This window comes from Clostridium puniceum, assembly GCF_002006345.1.
GTDB classification, from domain to species: domain Bacteria; phylum Bacillota; class Clostridia; order Clostridiales; family Clostridiaceae; genus Clostridium; species Clostridium puniceum.
Window position 1 is genome coordinate 1 of record NZ_LZZM01000210.1, and the last position, 17,920, is coordinate 17,920.

At 28.9% G+C, this 17,920-nt stretch carries 13 protein-coding genes; 2 read left to right on the forward strand and 11 right to left on the reverse strand.

Annotated elements, in window-relative coordinates; translation table 11 throughout:
- Positions 1-63 precede the first annotated feature (63 nt).
- The 9 genes from CLPUN_RS21530 to CLPUN_RS21570 form a co-directional block, all read right to left on the reverse strand.
- Positions 64-1,038, reverse strand: a complete 975-nt coding sequence (locus tag CLPUN_RS21530) for an ABC transporter ATP-binding protein (RefSeq protein ID WP_077849277.1) — start codon at positions 1,036-1,038, stop codon at positions 64-66.
- On the reverse strand, positions 1,031-2,008 hold the full coding sequence (locus CLPUN_RS21535; RefSeq protein ID WP_077849279.1) for an ABC transporter ATP-binding protein: 978 nt from the start codon (positions 2,006-2,008) through the stop codon (positions 1,031-1,033). Before CLPUN_RS21535 ends, CLPUN_RS21530 begins: the two co-directional genes overlap by 8 nt.
- 13 nt (positions 2,009-2,021) lie before the next feature.
- On the reverse strand, positions 2,022-2,906 hold the full coding sequence (gene nikC, locus CLPUN_RS21540; protein WP_077849280.1) for a nickel transporter permease: 885 nt from the start codon (positions 2,904-2,906) through the stop codon (positions 2,022-2,024).
- 14 nt (positions 2,907-2,920) lie between these two features.
- On the reverse strand, positions 2,921-3,925 hold the full coding sequence (locus tag CLPUN_RS21545) for an ABC transporter permease (RefSeq protein ID WP_077849281.1): 1,005 nt from the start codon (positions 3,923-3,925) through the stop codon (positions 2,921-2,923).
- Between the two features lie 77 nt (positions 3,926-4,002).
- Positions 4,003-5,565 carry an ABC transporter substrate-binding protein gene (locus CLPUN_RS21550; protein WP_077849282.1) on the reverse strand — a complete coding sequence of 521 codons (1,563 nt, stop codon included), beginning with the start codon at positions 5,563-5,565 and terminating at the stop codon, positions 4,003-4,005.
- 524 nt (positions 5,566-6,089) lie between these two features.
- Complete coding sequence (locus CLPUN_RS21555) at positions 6,090-7,049, reverse strand: aldo/keto reductase (protein ID WP_077849283.1); 960 nt, start codon at positions 7,047-7,049, stop codon at positions 6,090-6,092.
- A gap of 274 nt (positions 7,050-7,323) precedes the next feature.
- Positions 7,324-8,163 (reverse strand): AraC family transcriptional regulator, encoded by an 840-nt coding sequence (locus tag CLPUN_RS21560; RefSeq protein ID WP_077849285.1) that lies wholly within the window; start codon positions 8,161-8,163, stop codon positions 7,324-7,326.
- Between the two features lie 148 nt (positions 8,164-8,311).
- Entirely contained in the window at positions 8,312-10,096 is a 1,785-nt protein-coding gene (locus CLPUN_RS21565; RefSeq protein ID WP_077849286.1) for an ABC transporter ATP-binding protein, read from the reverse strand.
- Positions 10,097-11,857, reverse strand: coding sequence for an ABC transporter ATP-binding protein (locus CLPUN_RS21570; protein WP_077849287.1), 1,761 nt, complete (start codon positions 11,855-11,857; stop codon positions 10,097-10,099). It lies immediately after the preceding gene.
- 253 nt (positions 11,858-12,110) lie between these two features.
- Here CLPUN_RS21570 and CLPUN_RS21575 point away from each other — a divergent pair, with 253 nt between their 5' ends.
- Positions 12,111-12,953 (forward strand): AraC family transcriptional regulator, encoded by an 843-nt coding sequence (locus CLPUN_RS21575; protein WP_077849289.1) that lies wholly within the window; start codon positions 12,111-12,113, stop codon positions 12,951-12,953.
- A gap of 11 nt (positions 12,954-12,964) precedes the next feature.
- Here the strand turns inward: CLPUN_RS21575 and CLPUN_RS21580 are convergent, their stop codons facing one another.
- On the reverse strand, positions 12,965-13,252 hold the full coding sequence (locus CLPUN_RS21580) for a sigma factor (RefSeq protein ID WP_077849290.1): 288 nt from the start codon (positions 13,250-13,252) through the stop codon (positions 12,965-12,967).
- Positions 13,253-13,586: 334 nt separating this feature from the next.
- Positions 13,587-14,429 (reverse strand): patatin-like phospholipase family protein, encoded by an 843-nt coding sequence (locus tag CLPUN_RS21585; protein ID WP_077849291.1) that lies wholly within the window; start codon positions 14,427-14,429, stop codon positions 13,587-13,589.
- 699 nt (positions 14,430-15,128) lie between these two features.
- On the opposite strand from CLPUN_RS21585, the gene CLPUN_RS21590 reads away from it, so the two are divergent.
- Positions 15,129-17,792 carry a cation-translocating P-type ATPase gene (locus tag CLPUN_RS21590; RefSeq protein ID WP_077849292.1) on the forward strand — a complete coding sequence of 888 codons (2,664 nt, stop codon included), beginning with the start codon at positions 15,129-15,131 and terminating at the stop codon, positions 17,790-17,792.
- The last annotated feature ends 128 nt before the right edge of the window (positions 17,793-17,920 follow it).

A 17,920-nucleotide genomic window follows, 5' to 3' on the forward strand; every position in this document is an offset into this window, starting at 1 on the left:
TCTCAAAATTATTTTTAATAATTTTGAGACGCTCTTTATTTTAATATATTAACATGTCTGACACTAGTTATCATATATATGACACGCCACTTTATGCCCAAATTCTAGCTCAACTAATGGTGGCTCTATCTGTTTGCATATATCCATACATTTAGAACATCTAGTATGGAATCTACATCCTACTGGTGGATTAATTGGACTTGGCACATCCCCAGTTAATATAATTCTTTCTTTTTTCTTCTCTGGATTTGGAATTGGTATTGCTGAAAGTAAAGCCTGAGTATATGGATGCATCGCTTTAGAGTATAATTTATCTACCTCTGCAATCTCAACCATCTTGCCAAGATACATAACCCCTACTCTATCACTAATATGCTTAACAACATTTAACCCATGGGCTATAAATAAATAAGTAAATCCTAATTTTTTTTGAAGATCATCTAAAAGATTTAAAATTTGCGCTTGAATAGATACATCAAGTGCAGATACAGCTTCATCACAAACTATAAGTTTAGGATTAACTGAAATAGCACGAGCAATTCCAACTCTTTGTCTTTGACCACCACTAAACTCATGAGGATATCTACTTTTATGATAAGATGCAAGCCCAACTTGATTTAAAAGAATATCAAGTCTCTTTTCCAATTCGTCGCCACTTTCAATACCATTTATTCTCATAGGTTCTCTTATAATATCTCCTATTGTCATTCTTGGATTCAAAGAAGCATATGGATCTTGAAATATAATTTGTATATTCTTGCTTATATCTTTTCTATTTTTCTTACGAATATCATGTACTTCCTTGCCTTCAAACAAAATTTTCCCTGAAGTTGGCTCAAGTAAAGTAACAAGAAGTCTTCCCATAGTAGATTTACCGCAGCCAGACTCTCCAACTATTCCTAAAGTTTCTCCTTTATATATGTCAAAAGTAACATCATCAACGGCTTGAACATAAGAATGTTTTTGAAAAAATCCTGAGGAGCCTACTGGAAAGTATTTCTTTAATTTTTTTATTTCCATTAATTTTTCTTTAGCCATTAACTTCATCCTCCTTTTCATATAAGAAACAACGAACCTCTCTATTTCCTAATTTATATAAAGGAGGTTGTTCTTTTTCACATTTTTCCATGCACTTTGGACATCTATCCCTAAAAGCACATCCTGAAGGTAAGTCCAAAGGATTAGGAACAGTACCAGGTATAATAAATAGTCTTTCTGAATTTTCATCTATCTTGGGGATTGAATTAAGAAGTCCTTTAGTATATGGGTGATTGGGATTTACAAATATATCTTTAACATCAGCTTTTTCAACAACTTTTCCACAATACATAACAACAACTTTATCAGCAACCTCTGCTACAACACCTAAATCATGAGTTATGAGAAGAATAGCTGTTCCTAATTTTTCTTTAATATCAAGCATAAGATCAAGTATCTGAGCTTGTATTGTGACATCTAATGCTGTTGTAGGCTCATCGGCAATTAAAAGTTCAGGATTACAACTAAGAGCCATAGCTATCATAACTCTTTGTCTCATCCCTCCACTTAATTGATGCGGAAAGTTATTAACTCTAGTTTCTGGTGAAGAAATTCCAACTAACCTCAACATCTCAATAGATCTATTTTTCGCTTCAGCTGTACTTACTTTTTCATGCTTAATAATCGCTTCTGAAATTTGTCTGCCAATTGTAAACACTGGATTTAAAGATGTCATAGGTTCTTGAAATATCATAGAAAGCATTTTCCCACGCATTTCTTGCATTTCTTTTTCTGATTTATTAAGTAAATTTTTATTCTTAAATAATACATGACCCGTAATTTCTGTTTTAGTAGATTTTGAAAGAAGCCTCATTATAGAAAGAGAAGTAACACTTTTACCACTTCCAGATTCACCAACTATAGCTACTACTTCACCCTTATCAACACTAAAATCAACACCATTTACAGCACAAATAGTTCCTTTTTTAGTTTTAAATTCTGTCTTTAAATTTTTTATTTCAAGTAACATAATCTACTCCTCCTTAACTATTTAACTTAGGATCAAGTGCATCTCTAAGTCCATCTCCGAATAAGTTAAAAGCAAGTACTGTAATTGTAATTGCAAAACCTGGGAATAAAATTATGTATGGAGCATTATAGAAATAACTTCTACCTGAACCAAGCATTGTTCCCCATTCAGCATAAGGTGGCTGAACTCCGAGTCCTAGAAAGCCTAGTGCTGCTGCATCTAAGATAGCACCTGAAATTCCAAGTGTTGCACGAACAATTATTGGTGATAAAATATTGGGAAGTACATGTTTGAAAATTATAATAAAATCATTATTGCCAATAGCTTTTGCTGCTTGTACATATTCACTTTCACGTACTGAAAGTACACATCCACGTACTATACGTGCATACTCTGGAATTGTAACTATGCTAATTGCAATAACAGCTTTATCAAGACCTTTACCTAAAGCGCTCATAAATGCAATTGCAAGTAATAATGAAGGGAATGCTAAGATTATATCCATAATTCTCATTAAAAACATATCAAGCCTTCCTCCGAAATATCCACAAATCGAACCAACTATAGTTCCAATTGATAAAGCTATCGCAACAGAAATAATACCAACTCTAAGTGAAATTTTAGTACCATCAATCACCCTTGAAAAAATATCTCTTCCTTGTTCATCTGTCCCAAAGAAATGAGAGGCAGATGGGGACTGAAGACTACTTGATAAATCTCCACTATTAGGATCCCATGGCATTATAAAGGTACCAAAAAGAGCAACAAATAATATTAATATAATTGTAATTAGTCCAAGAAATGCAGCCTTATTTGAAATAGCTGATCCCATAACTTTCTTGAATCTATTCATTACTGATTTTTTTTCTTCTTGAAAATTTAAAATATTTGTATCCATAAAAAGCTCCTCCTTTAAGAATATTTGATACGAGGATCTATAAATGCGTAAAGTAAATCAACTGATAAATTCACTAAAACAAATATAATCGCCATTATCATGACGGAGCCTTGTACTACAGGATAATCTGATTTTAAAATAGCATCAATTGTATAGCTACCAATTCCAGGCCATGAGAAAACTGTTTCAGTTAAAACAGCTCCTCCAAGTAATGAGCCTAATTGAAGTCCAATAACAGTTGATACTGGAATTAAAGCATTTCTAAGACCATGACCCTTTATAACTATATTCTCTGCTAACCCTTTAGACCTTGCTGTTCTAATATAATCTTGTCCTAGAACTTCAAGCATAGTAGAACGTGTCATACGTGCAATAATAGCAGTAGAATATGATGCAAGTGCAATCACAGGTAAAACTAAATGTTCTAATGAATCAAAAAATGCAGTCATATTACCTTTAAGCAAACTATCTAATAAATATAATCCTGTAATCTTATCAGGTTCTAAACCTATAGTTGCTCTTCCTGATACAGGAAGCCATCCTAAAATAACAGAAAATACAACAATTAATATTAATCCAAGCCAAAATATAGGCATAGATACTCCTACTAAAGATGTTCCCATACAAAGGTAATCTAAAAAAGAATTTTGTTTTACAGCTGATAATACTCCAAGTGTTATACCTACAATAGATGCTACAATTATAGAAACTACTGCAAGTTCAATAGTGGCAGGAAATCTTGAAAAAATTTCAGTAGCTACAGAGCTTTTAGTTATTAGAGAAATACCAAAATCACCGTTTAAAATACCACCTATGAAATTTAAATATTGCTTGTATAAAGGGTCATTTAATCCTAATTGCTGCCTTAATGCATCAATTTGATCTTGACTGGCATGTTGACCTAATATTATTGACGTAGGATCAGTAGTCAAAACATGCATTATTAAAAATACTAGAATTGAAACGCCAAGAACTACTGGTATAAGTAATAATAATCTCTTAATAAAATATTTGAGCATAAATTCACCTCTTCAAATATGTAGTTAATTGGAAAGCTCCGACTTTTTGCCGGAGCTTAACAAAATAAACTTAGTAATTATTCTTTGTCAACCTTTTGGAAGAAAACCGAACCTGTTGGATGAATGCTAAAGTTCTTAACCTTTGATGATGAAGCGGCCATTTGCTTTGAATATGAAATGTTAACCCATGGTGCTTCTTTTGCAAGCACATCTTGAATTTGTCCATATATTGCATTTCTTGAATCTCCATTTGGTGTTGCTTTACCTTGTGCCAGAAGTTTATCAACTTCTAGATTTGTATATCTAGCAACATTTAAACTTGAAGCAATTTCTTTACTATCAACTAATGATAGAAAGTTATCTGCATCTCCATTATCACCATTCCAACCATAGAATTTAATATCACCTTCACCTTGCTTAGTTTTATCTTTGTATTCTGTCCACTGATATACATCAATTGTTGCATTAATACCAACTTTAATTAAGTAATTTTGAATTGCTTCTGCTAATTTTTGTCCTCCAACAGAATTGTAAGGTCTTGGATTAGAATAAGTAATCATTTTAACTTGAAGATTTTCTTTTCCTAATTCCTTAAGCATTTGTTTAGCTTTTTCTGGATTATATTCATATGCTGACACATCCTTATATCCCGCTATGAAGTTAGGTAACATAGTTTTTGCTGGATCAGCATAATTTTGATAAAGATATTTAACTAATTCTTCACGATTAATTGCATATGATACAGCTTCTCTTAACTTTGGATCATTAAATGGAGGTCTGTCGCAGTCAAATGCCATATAATTTATATTCATTCCTGGTTTTGAGAATATATTCATGTTCTTTTCTTTTAACTTATCAACATCACTTGGATCTAATCCATCCATCGCATCAATTGAACCAGTCATAAGCTCACTAGCCCTTACTGAATTTTCCTTAGTAATTTTAATTACTATCTTATCAAGTTTTGCTTTTTCTCCCCAATATTCATTATTCTTTTCAAGTGTAACTTTCTCTCCTTTTTGCCAAGAAATAAATTTAAATGTACCTGTTCCAACTGGAGCTTCATTTAAGTTTCCTTTATTTTTTTCTAGTGCAGTTGGACTTACAATTGGTGCAGCAAGTGTCATTGCAAGATTTGCTAAAAATGGAGTATTTGCAGACTCTAGTGTAAATTTAACTGTATTTGCATCAACTGCTTCAACTTTTTTTACTCCATTAAATGTAAATGATGCATACGGCATATCCTTTGTTGCGTTTGGAGGCAATTGACGTGTTACAGATTTAACTACTGCATCAGCATTAAAATCTGTACCATCATGAAATTTAACACCTTTTCTAAGATGGAAAGTATATTCTTTACCATCTGAACTAATATCCCAGTTTTCTGCTAAACATGGTTCAATATTTGTATTGTCATCCCCATATTTAACTAGTCCTTCATATATGTTACACATAACCTTAGCTGATTCACTATCATCAACAAAAGCTGGATCTAATCCTCTAGGATCAGCTCCTTGTGCAAATACGAATGTTTTTCCCCCATTACTTGAACTTTTAGCAGTTTGTCCACCACCACAACCTACAAGTGCTGTGGTGGCAAGTATTCCTGCAAGCACACATGATAAAATTCTTTTTTTCATGAAATAATCCCCCTTATTATTTTTTTACCGTTTAATCATTTCTACACTTCTAATATGATTTAAGATTATTAATTAGCTCAAATATTTATAAATCATCTTATCTTAAGAGTTTTAGCTAAACATTAGTTTTATTCCTATTATTTTTATAGGCATTATATGAATTTAATATAAGCTATATGCTATTATTTGTCAATAATTTTATAAAAAGTTATTTTTAACATTAAATTATACTTAAACCTAAAAAAAGGAAGAACAAATTAAAAATCCATATAGAAATTTCTAATTTGTTCTTCTCCTTTGAAGTATTTATTTAATTATATTTTTATTAATATTTTACAATTATACAATATTTTTTATAAATTGTATATTACTTTTTTTATTTTCTTTATAATATTATTAATAATTTACAACAATAAACTTTTGTTCATACTATTTATCACTTTATATCTTTATTAGCACTTATATTTATTTACTTGATAATTATCATTGTATTATTACTATTTTATCTTATTATAGGATATTTTTTATTTATTTAGAATCTCATCAATTCTATCTAATTCTTCCTTAGAAAACTCTAAATTCTCTAATGATTTTACATTATCCTCAACTTGCGATGGTCTGCTTGCTCCGATTAATACTGATGTTACATCTCCTCTTAAATCCCATGCAAGTGCCATTTGAGCAAGACTTTGACCTCTTTCTTTTGCAATTTCATTAAGTGCAATAACTTTTTTTATCTTTTCTTCTGTCACATCATTTTCATGTAAATATAAACTATTTTTTCCTATTCTTGAGTCACTTGGAATTCCATTAATATATTTATTAGTAAGTAATCCTTGTGCAAGTGGTACAAAGGCTATAGTTCCAATACCTTCTTCTTTATGCACTTTAAATTGCTTTCCTTCAATATGTCTATCAAACATTGAATATCTAAGTTGATTTATTAAACAAGGTGTTCCTAACTTCTTTAAGATTTCTGATGCTCTCTTAGTTTGTTCTGGCCCATAATTTGATATTCCTATATACAAGGCTTTACCTTGTCTAACCATTAAATCTAAAGCTGCCATTGTTTCTTCTAATGGAGTTTCTGGATCGTATCTATGATGATAAAATATGTCCACATACTCAAGTCCCATACGTTTTAAACTTTGATCCAAACTTGCAACTAAATACTTTTTAGAACCACCATCACCATAAGGTCCTTCCCACATATCATAACCAGCCTTTGTAGATATAACCATTTTATCTCTATCATATGGAGTATAATTTTTCTTTAATATTCTTCCAAAAGTCTCTTCTGCAGAACCATCAGCTGGTCTTCCATAGTTATTAGCCAAATCAAAGTGTGTTATTCCTAGTTCAAAAGCTCTTTTTAAAATTGCTTCACTATTTGCAAATATATCGTTTTCACTAAAGTTATGCCATAATCCTAAAGATATAGCTGGTAATTTAAGTCCACTATTTCCACATCTGTTATATATCATTTTTGTTTCCCTCCTAATAATTGGTATTATATATATCTTTGTTTGATATATATTCTATATTTAATATCTTCTGTATTTCTTCGCTTTCTTAAGGATAGCATTATTACAGCATAGAATAAATATCATAATGTCAGATATATATTACCTTATGTCTCTAAATTATACTTAGAGACTATCAAAACTAAGTTGAGAATTATGGTTAATTCTTAAAATTAATAAGTATAGTATAAAAATAAAAGTTTTTAAATCTTTTCCAACAAGATAGAGGCATAAGCTATTCAATAGAATTCCTATATTTACTTGGCGATAATCCATTAATTTTTTTAAATGCTTTTGAAAATATTAATGGACTATCATAACCTACAGAACGTGATATATCTCCTATTGATAACTGCCTGTCTTTCATCATCTCTTTAGCTTTATTCATTCTAAAACTTATTAAATAATCTTGAATCGTAACTCCAACTATATCTTTAAATAATTTTGAAATATATTTCCTATCCAAGGCTATGGACTTTGCCAATTCAGAAACTCTTATTTTACGGGAATAATTAATTTGTATGAAATCAATTGCTTTATTTACATACATATTCTTATTTATTTTAGATTCTTTATAGGATAAATCTAAAACCGCTTCATCAATTATAGTTGCTAAAAAAAGATATAACAAACTCTGCAATCTTAAATCGCTGCTTTTTTCCACATTAATAGCTTGCATCATTTTTTCAAAGCATTCACTTACCTTGTCATCTTTATTATATTGAAGAATAGGATTTTTAATTGTTAAATTAGCTCGTTTTAAGTATGCTTCTGCATTAATCCCATTAAATGCACACCATGAGTAGCTCCAAGGTTCCTTATCATCTGCTTTATAATATGAAATAACACTAGGACATATAAGAAATCCTTGCCCTTCTTTTAAGTGATAAGTTTCATCTCCCACTCTGAAAATTCCCTTACCTTTGTGTATATAATGTATTTTATAATGTTCTTTAATTGCAGGACCCCAATAATGATTAGGACTACACTTCTCTGTACCACAATAATATAACTTTAAATCTAAATTATTTATTAGGGTCAATTTATTTATATCCATAATTTTTGTATAATCCATCCTCTTTGTTATTTTTATTACAATTATAACATTCTCATTTTTATCCTTCAATTTGTAATATTATATAGCTTTTAATTTTAACTGAGTTTGACATATTTATAATATGAGATTTTATTTTTATCTTCCACCAAAAGTTTCTTCTGAATATCTATACTGCTTTAATCATCTTATATTGTGATGTATAAAGTTCATGGTACTCACCTTTTAGTCCAATAAGTTCATCATGGCTTCCTTGTTCTATAATCTGCCCATCGTTTATGACCATTATTCTTGTAGCATTTTTTATAGTTGATAATCTATGAGCAATTACAAAGGACGTTCTTCCTTTAAGCAATCTATCTAAACCTTCTTGAAGTGCTTGTTCTGTTTTTGTATCTATACTTGAGGTTGCTTCATCTAAAATTAATATTTTAGGATCTGCAAGTAGTGCTCTTGCAAACGAGATCAACTGTCTTTGACCTACTGATAATCGACTTCCTCTTTCATTAACTTCTGTATTATAACCATCTTTTAAATTCACTATAAAATCATGTGCTTTAACTGCCTTGGCTGCTTTTATAACTTCTTCTTCTGTTGCATCTAATTTTCCATACCTTATATTGTCTAAGATAGTTCCTGAAAAAATAAATGTATCTTGAAGCATAACACCCATTTGTTTTCTTAAAGAGTCCAATGTAACATTTCTTATATTATTGTCATCTACTAAGACTTCACCAGATGTTACATCATAAAACCTGCTTAAAAGATTTATAATGGTTGTCTTTCCTGCACCTGTTGGCCCAACCAAGGCTATGGTTTCTCCGGCACTAACACTAAAAGATATATTTTTTAATATTTCTCTATCTTCATCTTCATACTTAAATAATACATTTTTGAATTCTACATGACCTTCTATTTGTGGAATTTCATATGCCTGTGGCAAATTAGCTATATTTACTGGTTCATCTAAAGTTTCAAAAATTCTTTCTAAATACGCCATAGCCATTATTAATGTGTTATAAAAATTAGAAATATTAACTATTGGATTCCAAAACCTCCATATATATCCCACAAAAGCTATAAGTGTTCCTATTGTTATTGATTCTTCAATTGATTTTACTCCAATTAAATATACTAGAGAAACTGTAAATACTGATGTATTTTCAATTGCTGGCCAAAGCATTAATTGGTATTTTACAGCATTCATCCATGTGCTTCTATTTTCATCACTTACTGTTCTGAATTTTTCTGCATTTGCTTTTTCTCTAGCAAAAGCTTGAGTAACTTTCATTCCGCTTATACTCTCTTGAATGTATGCATTAAGATTAGACTGCTTATTACTAAAAGCTTGAGTAGTCCTTCTTTGAACCTTTGCAAGTAACGCTACGATTATTGCAAGAATAGGCATTCCAATCATACATACTAATGTTAACTTAGGACTTATAAATATCATAAAACCAATTATTACAATAATACTAAATAAATCAGTCAATAGATTTATAAGACCATTTGATAATAAGTCACTTAATGAATTTACGTAATTAACTACTCTAACTAAAATTTTTCCATGTGGTCTGCTATCATAATAAGAAAAAGATAATTTTTGTAGATGCTTAAATAAATCCGTTCTAATATTTTTTACAACTTCTTGCCCCACATAAGTCATAGTTTTAATCCTATATTTCATACATATAGCGCTTATTACTATGGTAATAAAAAATAAAATACATACTACTATTAATCCTTTTATATCTTTATTAGGTATATTGATATCCATTGCTATCTTTACCAAGTATGGTCCAAGCAAACTTGATATACTTGATATAAGCATGATTACAAGAGTGCTGATCATTTCTTTTTTATATGGAATTACATATCGTAATAATCTTTTGCAATATTTTAAGCTAAAAGGTGTGCCTAATTCTTCATCCACATCATATTTATTTCTTGCCATTTATACCACCTCCCTTGAGTTTTCATAATCCTTTTCATTTAAATAATCACCATATTGTGCGTTATAAACTCTATAATAATTTCCTCTCATGCTTAATAATTCTTCATGGGTTCCACTTTCTACTATTTCTCCATCCTCTAAAACCAAAATTAAATCTGAATCTTTTATAGATGAAATTCTATGGGATATTTTAAAGCAGGTCTTATCCTTATATATTGTATTTAAATTTTCCTGAATCATAGCTTCAGTTTCCACATCCAAAGCTGATGTTGTGTCATCTAATATTAATATTGAAGGATATTTCATTATTGATCTTGCAAGGGTTATCCTTTGTTTTTGTCCTCCAGATAATCCAACGCCTCTTTCTCCTACTACTGTTTCATATGAATCTGATAATTTTTGAATAAAGTTATTTGCATCTGCCATTTTAGCAGCCCAGGCTACTCTGTTATTATCTACTTTTGATACTCCGTAGCTAATATTTTCTTCTATTGTATTCGAAAATAAAAATACATCCTGCATTGATATTGCTATATTCTTTCTTAAAGCTTTTAAGTCGTATTTTTTTATATCTATTCCATCAATTAAGATTTGTCCAGAAGTTGTATCATAAAATCTTTCTATAAGATTTATTATTGTGGATTTTCCTGCACCAGTTTGTCCAAAAATAGCAACCGTTTGTCCCGGCTTCACTTTAAAATTTATATTCTTTAGAATTGGCTCATAATCATATTCAAAACTAACATTTTTAAATTCTATTTCACCCATTAATTTTTTTGGTTTAATTCCATAAGTAGGATTTTTTATTTTTGTTTCCTCTTCAATTAACATTTTTATTTTTCTAGCAGCTGCAATGAATCTTTGAGTATCATTAATAAGCCATCCAACCATATTCATAGGATTATTTATTGCCCAAATAAGTCCATTAAACATTACTAGTTCACCCATACTCAACGTCTCATTTATAACAAAAATTCCTCCTACCAAAATCATTACAATAGTAAACATATTTGATAATGCATTAAGCATAGACATATACTTTTGTGCAACATTTGCAAGATCCATATTAGCATCCATATATGCTCTATTTCTCTCTTCAAATTTTAATATTTCGTAGTCTTCTTTTGCAAATGCTTTAACAACTCTGTTTCCACTTATATTTTCTTGAACTACTGTATTTAATTTAGAAAATTGTTCTCTTATTGTAAAAAACATTGGATTCGCTTGCTTTGCAAATTTATACGCACAATATGCAACTAATGGCGTTAATGTAAACATCATTAACGTAAATTTTGCATTTATCATAAACATGCTTAATATTGCAAATACAAATACTGCAATATTTTCACAAATATTATACATAACCCAAGATATAAAATGCCTTACTGCATCCATATCTCCTGTCATTCTTGCCATTATATCACCAGTTCTAGTCTTGTTATAATAGTCTAAATCTAATTCTTGCAATTTGTCATACATCTTTTGTCTAATCTCAAATATTACATTTTGAGATACAAATTCAAAGGTCATTTGATAAGTATATCTAATAATTGCTTTTACAACAGTAGCAACCACCATCATTTCTAAAATAGGTAATAAAATATCCCTCCTATTATTCATTATTACTTCATCAACTAATTTTCCACTTAAATATGGATTAATCATAGCTATTAATGAGCTTAAAAGCACTGCTGTAAGAGCAAAAGAAAATCTAAACTTGTATTTTCTTATATAAGTAAATATCCATTTGATACTACTCATTAATCTCTCCTCCTTTTTCAAATCTTTTCTTTTTAACATGTTTAATTATCTAATAAAATATAATAAATAGAAATGTACTTTTCTATTTACATGATGTATATTCTTATATATAAAATAAAACTTTTTAGATGAAATTTCATATGAGTATTATTTATTTTAACTTTTCTAAACACTACTCGATTACCTAGTAATTTCATTTGAAATATCTATGTTTTAAACAACTTAAGATCCTTATAGAGGAGGCTGTATTGCAATGTATGTAGGTATTGCTATTGAACATTTTAATCCCGAAATTTTGTATGCTTTTAAATGTGATAATAAAGACTTTCTTGATGGAAAATATCATTCTCATGATTTCATTGAATTTAGTTATGTAATATCTGGAATCGTTAATTATAAAATAGATGATAAGTTTTATAAGATTAAAGAAAAAACGCTTCTTGTTTTTAATCCTGGAGTATATCATAAAGAGTCTTTAAGTAAAGGTGAACAAACTGCTGAACTTCATATAGGATTCCGTAATATTAAAATTGATGGACTTCCTCTTAATTATATTTTAAAAGAGAATTTTGATGTACCAATTGAGTTTAAACAATATAAAGATGAATTCCATAAATGCTGTTTAGAAATAATAGAAGAGCAAGAAGCTTGCGAAGTCGGTAAAGAACTTGTTTTAAAGAGCCTTATAATGAAATTAATTGCTCTTTTCTTAAAGGAAACTAACTATGTTCAAAATAGTAAGAAGATTGATAGATACGACTTTCCGTTTTATGATAAATCCAATATTGTTAAAATAATTTTAGAATACTTTCATAATAATTATATGAAAAATATTTCTTTAGATGATATAGCTAAAAACATGTATTTAAGTTCTGTTTATATCTCTAAGGTCTTTAAAGATAAAACAGGTGAATCTCCTATAAATTATCTAATAAATCTTAGATTAGATAAAGCAAAGGATTTATTGATTTCTACTGAATCACCTATAAAATCTATTGCTCACTCTGTTGGCTATAAGGATGCTTATTATTTTAGCAAATTATTTAAAAAATACTATGGTCATTCTCCTTGCAATTTTAGATCAATTAATAAGTAAATCTACAATTACTAATTTGTATTTTTAATTTCTAACTCTGCATATAAACTTATACTTAAATAAAAAACTTCGCATAAATTTTGTACGGAGTTCTTAAATTCATCATCTTCCCTTTTAAATGAATCAATATTATTCCATATTTTAAAAAGAACATCATTAACACATTCTTCACTAAGACTTCTATTATTCAGAACTGAATATGCTGCTTTAAAAATCAGATTTCCGTAGTTATCAAAAACATAATCTAAAGCTTTTGGATTATGCTTCCGCAAGCTTTTTAGAAAATTTTCTTTTTTCATTTATTTTACCACTTAAGTTCATCAAAAATATTTTCATAAAGTAAGTCGTAATATATAAATAATATCTTTCGCTATTAATAAAAATTTTTGTTCTCCTCTTGTTTATTCAATGAAATATTATCATATAAATAAAAAAATAACTTCCTAGTATTCAAAATATATAAATATACTCAACAGTTATTTGTTTAGGTTTTATATGAACTTTTATATGGATTGTAATATATTTTTTTCTTGATTTTAAATTCAAAAAATATCACCGCAAATAAGTTGGTTATTAAATTATATCCTGTCATAACGTTCAAAAAGTAGCAGGCAATTCTGCTACTTTTTGAAACTATCTTATATAATTAATTATCTTCTCTCGATCCTTTATAATCAAATCATATCCATTTTGATATATTGCCTTTAATTTATTCTTATCTCTTTCAAATCTATTTATATCCATACTTATAGTAGGTCTTATTATAATTGCTTTTCCACTTTCTTCTAATTCTTTGCAATAATCAAGTTGTTCATTGTACTTAATATGTCTATCCTTTAGTACTTTAGCTAACTTTGGATATTTATTTTTATAAATTTTATATGTTATTTTATTAGCTTTAGATGGTTTCTTTCTATATCCATCATTTCTTGTTAGTACAATTATATTTTTATCATTACCATCAGCTATTGATTTGCCAATTGGTATAGGATCGGAAAGTCCTCCATCGGCATAATATTGACCATTGATTTTCTCAAATGGAAATGCCATTGGTATTGCTATACTTGCTCTAAGAATGGAATTTCTTTTATCTAGCAATTCTTTATCAAAATACTCAACATCTCCCGTTTCAACATTAAAAGCACCAGCGAGCATTTTCCCATCAAATTCATAAAAGGTCTTATAATCAAAAATACAATGCTTATTAGGTATTTCATCAAATACAAAATCTAAATCCATAAGAGATTTATATCTAATTAAATTTCCATAACTTATATACCTCTTATTATCCATAAACTTTTCCATTATCTCTAAATTTCTTCCTCTTTGTTTAGAAATATATGAATATGCATTTGTTGCTCCTGCTGAAACTCCTATTACATATTTTAATTCTGCTTTTATATCTAAAAGAGCATCTAAAACACCTGCTGTAAATAGACCTCTAAAGGCTCCACCTTCAAGTACAAGTCCTGTCATAATTCAATCCTCCATTTTTATTTCATTAGTATATTATACCTTAATTATAAATTAAATCCTATAAGTTAATACTTTTAAATTAACACTTGCTAATTTAAATAAATTTTATATATAAGTTCTAATTAAGAAAGTTCATAATTTATTTGGTTGTCTTATCCAATCACTCTAATATAGAAATTAAATCTTAATGAACAAAATTTTTTAGAACATAGTATATAATTCTTTATTGTTATTATTTAGGAACATAATACAATGTAGCATACTAAGATGTTACCATAAATGAATCCGAGATTATTTTGGAAAATATCTTAATATTATTGACATTTTTTTAATTTTATAATATATTAATATTAAATAATCGTTCATATTAAGAGGGAGTAGTTATAAATATAACATCAACAATCGCGGCTATCTTTTATAGTCTGGTGTTATGTGCCTGTGTGGCAACGAGACTTTTAATATAACTTCAAATTTTTGAAGTTATATTAAAAGTCTTTTTTGTTAATAATTATTTTTAATAAGGCTTTTTATTTTTTCACCTTTGATTCTATAGGAATTTTATTTTTTATATTATATTTTTATCTTTAACTTATCTCTAAAAATATCAATTAAAATACTTAAAATCTATCTTATTTATAATAAGAACTTATCAAAATTCCTTAAAGATATCTAATATTAAATTTGAAAGGAAGATGTTGCATGAAGAAATATTTTTGTAAAACAACTGAAGAATCATTAAAAGAATTTAATGTAACTTTAGAAGGACTGACTAGTGCAAAAGCCAATGAAATACTGAATTCTGTAGGAGAAAACATTTTAAATGAAAAAAAGAAAAAGAGTATTTTATCTGTATTCTTAGAACAATTTAAAGACTTATTGGTAATTATTTTAATTGTTGCTGCTATCATTTCTGCAATGACTGGTAATATGGAAAGTACTTTTGTAATTATAGCTGTTATAACTATGAATGCTATTTTAGGTACAGTCCAATATGTTAAAGCTGAACAATCCCTGGATAGTTTGAAGGCTTTATCCGCTCCTAATGCTAAGGTTATTAGAAATGGAGTTAAAATTGAAATTCCATCAAAGCATGTTGTTCCAGGAGATATTTTAGTACTAGAAGCTGGTGATTTAGTCGTTGCTGATGGTAGAATTTTAGAAAATTTTTCTCTTAAAGTTAATGAAAGTTCTTTAACTGGTGAATCTGAAAGTGTTGATAAATTTCCTGATGTTATTAACAAGGAAGATGTTGCTTTAGGTGACCAAATAAATATGGTTTTTTCTAGCTCTTTAGTAACTTATGGCAGAGCTACTGTACTTGTGACTAGTACTGGTATGAACACAGAACTTGGTAAAATTGCTACACTTATGGAAGAAACACAAGAAAAGAGTACTCCACTTCAAGTTTCCTTAGATGAATTCTCTAAAAAGTTAGCTATTGGAATAATGGGGATTTGTGTTATTGTATTTGGATTAAGCATGTATAGAGGTACCCCTCTTTTAGATTCATTAATGTTTGCTGTTGCCCTTGCTGTTGCTGCCATTCCAGAAGCTCTTAGTTCAATCGTTACTATTGTACTAGCTATAGGCACTCAATCCATGGCTAAGGAAAATGCAATAATAAAGAAACTAAAGGCTGTAGAAGGTCTTGGGTGTGTATCTATAATTTGTTCTGATAAAACTGGTACTTTAACTCAAAATAAAATGACTGTTAAAAAGATATTTGTTGATAATAAATTAATTGATAGTGATAAAATAAATTTTAAAGATTCTGATTCAAATTTCCTCTTAACTAGCTCTGTACTTTGTAATGACTCAACTTCTATAGATGGTGCTGAGATTGGTGATCCAACAGAAGTTGCTTTAGTAAATTTAGGTCATAAATATTCTTTAGATGAAATTGAATGTAGAAATACTTATTCAAGACTTAAGGAAATTCCTTTTGATTCTGATAGAAAACTTATGAGTACACTTCATCAAATAGATGGAAAGTATATAATGATTACTAAAGGTGCTCTTGATGTCTTAATGAATAGAGTAACTTCAATTAAAACTTCAGCTGGAATAGCAGATTTTACCGAAAAGGATAAAACTAATATAAATAAAACTAATATGGAACTTTCATCACAAGGTCTAAGAGTTTTAGCTTTCGCCTATAAAGAAATTAAGGAAAATAAGGAACTTACTTTAGAAGATGAACATAACTTTACTTTCCTTGGATTAATTTCAATGATTGATCCACCTAGAGAAGAATCTAAAGAAGCAGTTAGTGATTGTATAAAGGCCTCTATTAAACCAATCATGATTACTGGAGATCATAAGATTACTGCTTCTGCTATTGCTAAGGAAATTGGAATCTTGCAAGAAGGTGACCTAGCTGTAGAAGGCTTGGAGCTTGATAAAATGTCTGATGATGAACTTAATTCTAAGTTAAAACATATTTCAGTTTATGCAAGGGTATCTCCTGAGCATAAAATAAGAATAGTTAAAGCATGGCAAAATAAAGGCAAAATTGTAGCTATGACTGGTGACGGTGTTAATGATGCTCCTGCACTAAAGCAAGCGGATATTGGTATCGCAATGGGTATAACAGGTACTGAAGTTTCAAAGGATGCAGCTTCTATGATTTTAACAGATGATAACTTTGCAACTATTGTTAAATCTGTTACTAATGGAAGAAATATTTATGCTAATATAAAGAACTCAATTAAATTCCTTCTTTCAGGTAATACATCTGGAATACTTGCAGTACTTTATTCATCACTATTTGCACTTCCAGTTCCATTTGCGGCAGTACATTTATTATTCATTAACCTAGTAACAGATAGTTTACCTGCTATTGCAATTGGTATGGAAAAATCTAAAAAAGATGTTTTAAAGGATAAGCCTAGAGATGCTAAAGAATCTATATTAACTAAAGATTTTATTAAAGATATTGGTATCCAAGGTTTGTTAATAGGAATATTCACTATGGTCTCTTACCATATTGGCTTAAATACAGGAAATCACGGACTTGCTATGACTATGGCATTTAGTACCTTATGTTTAGCTAGATTATTCCATGGCTTTAACTGCCGAGGTAAAAGATCTATCTTTGGACTGGGAGTTTTCAGTAATAAATTCAGTTGGATGGCTTTTATAGCAGGTGTTTTACTTGTAAATATAGTTCTACTTGTACCAGTGCTTCAAGGATTATTTGAAATAACTGCTCTTAGCAGCAATCAACTATTATTAGTACATTTACTTGCCTTCCTCCCAACTTTAATAATACAAACCTTTAAAGTAATAAGAGACCTTATTGAAGACAAAAATGAAAAAGTTCACGAAAAACATAATATTAACTCTAGAAATAAAGCTGCTTAAAGAATATTAAACTTCTATATAAAACAGGTTATATGAATTAATAAATAAAATTATTTTCATATAACCTTATATTATTTCTTGTTAATATATTTCATGAGATTAGTGAATTTCATATAATTTTTACCAAA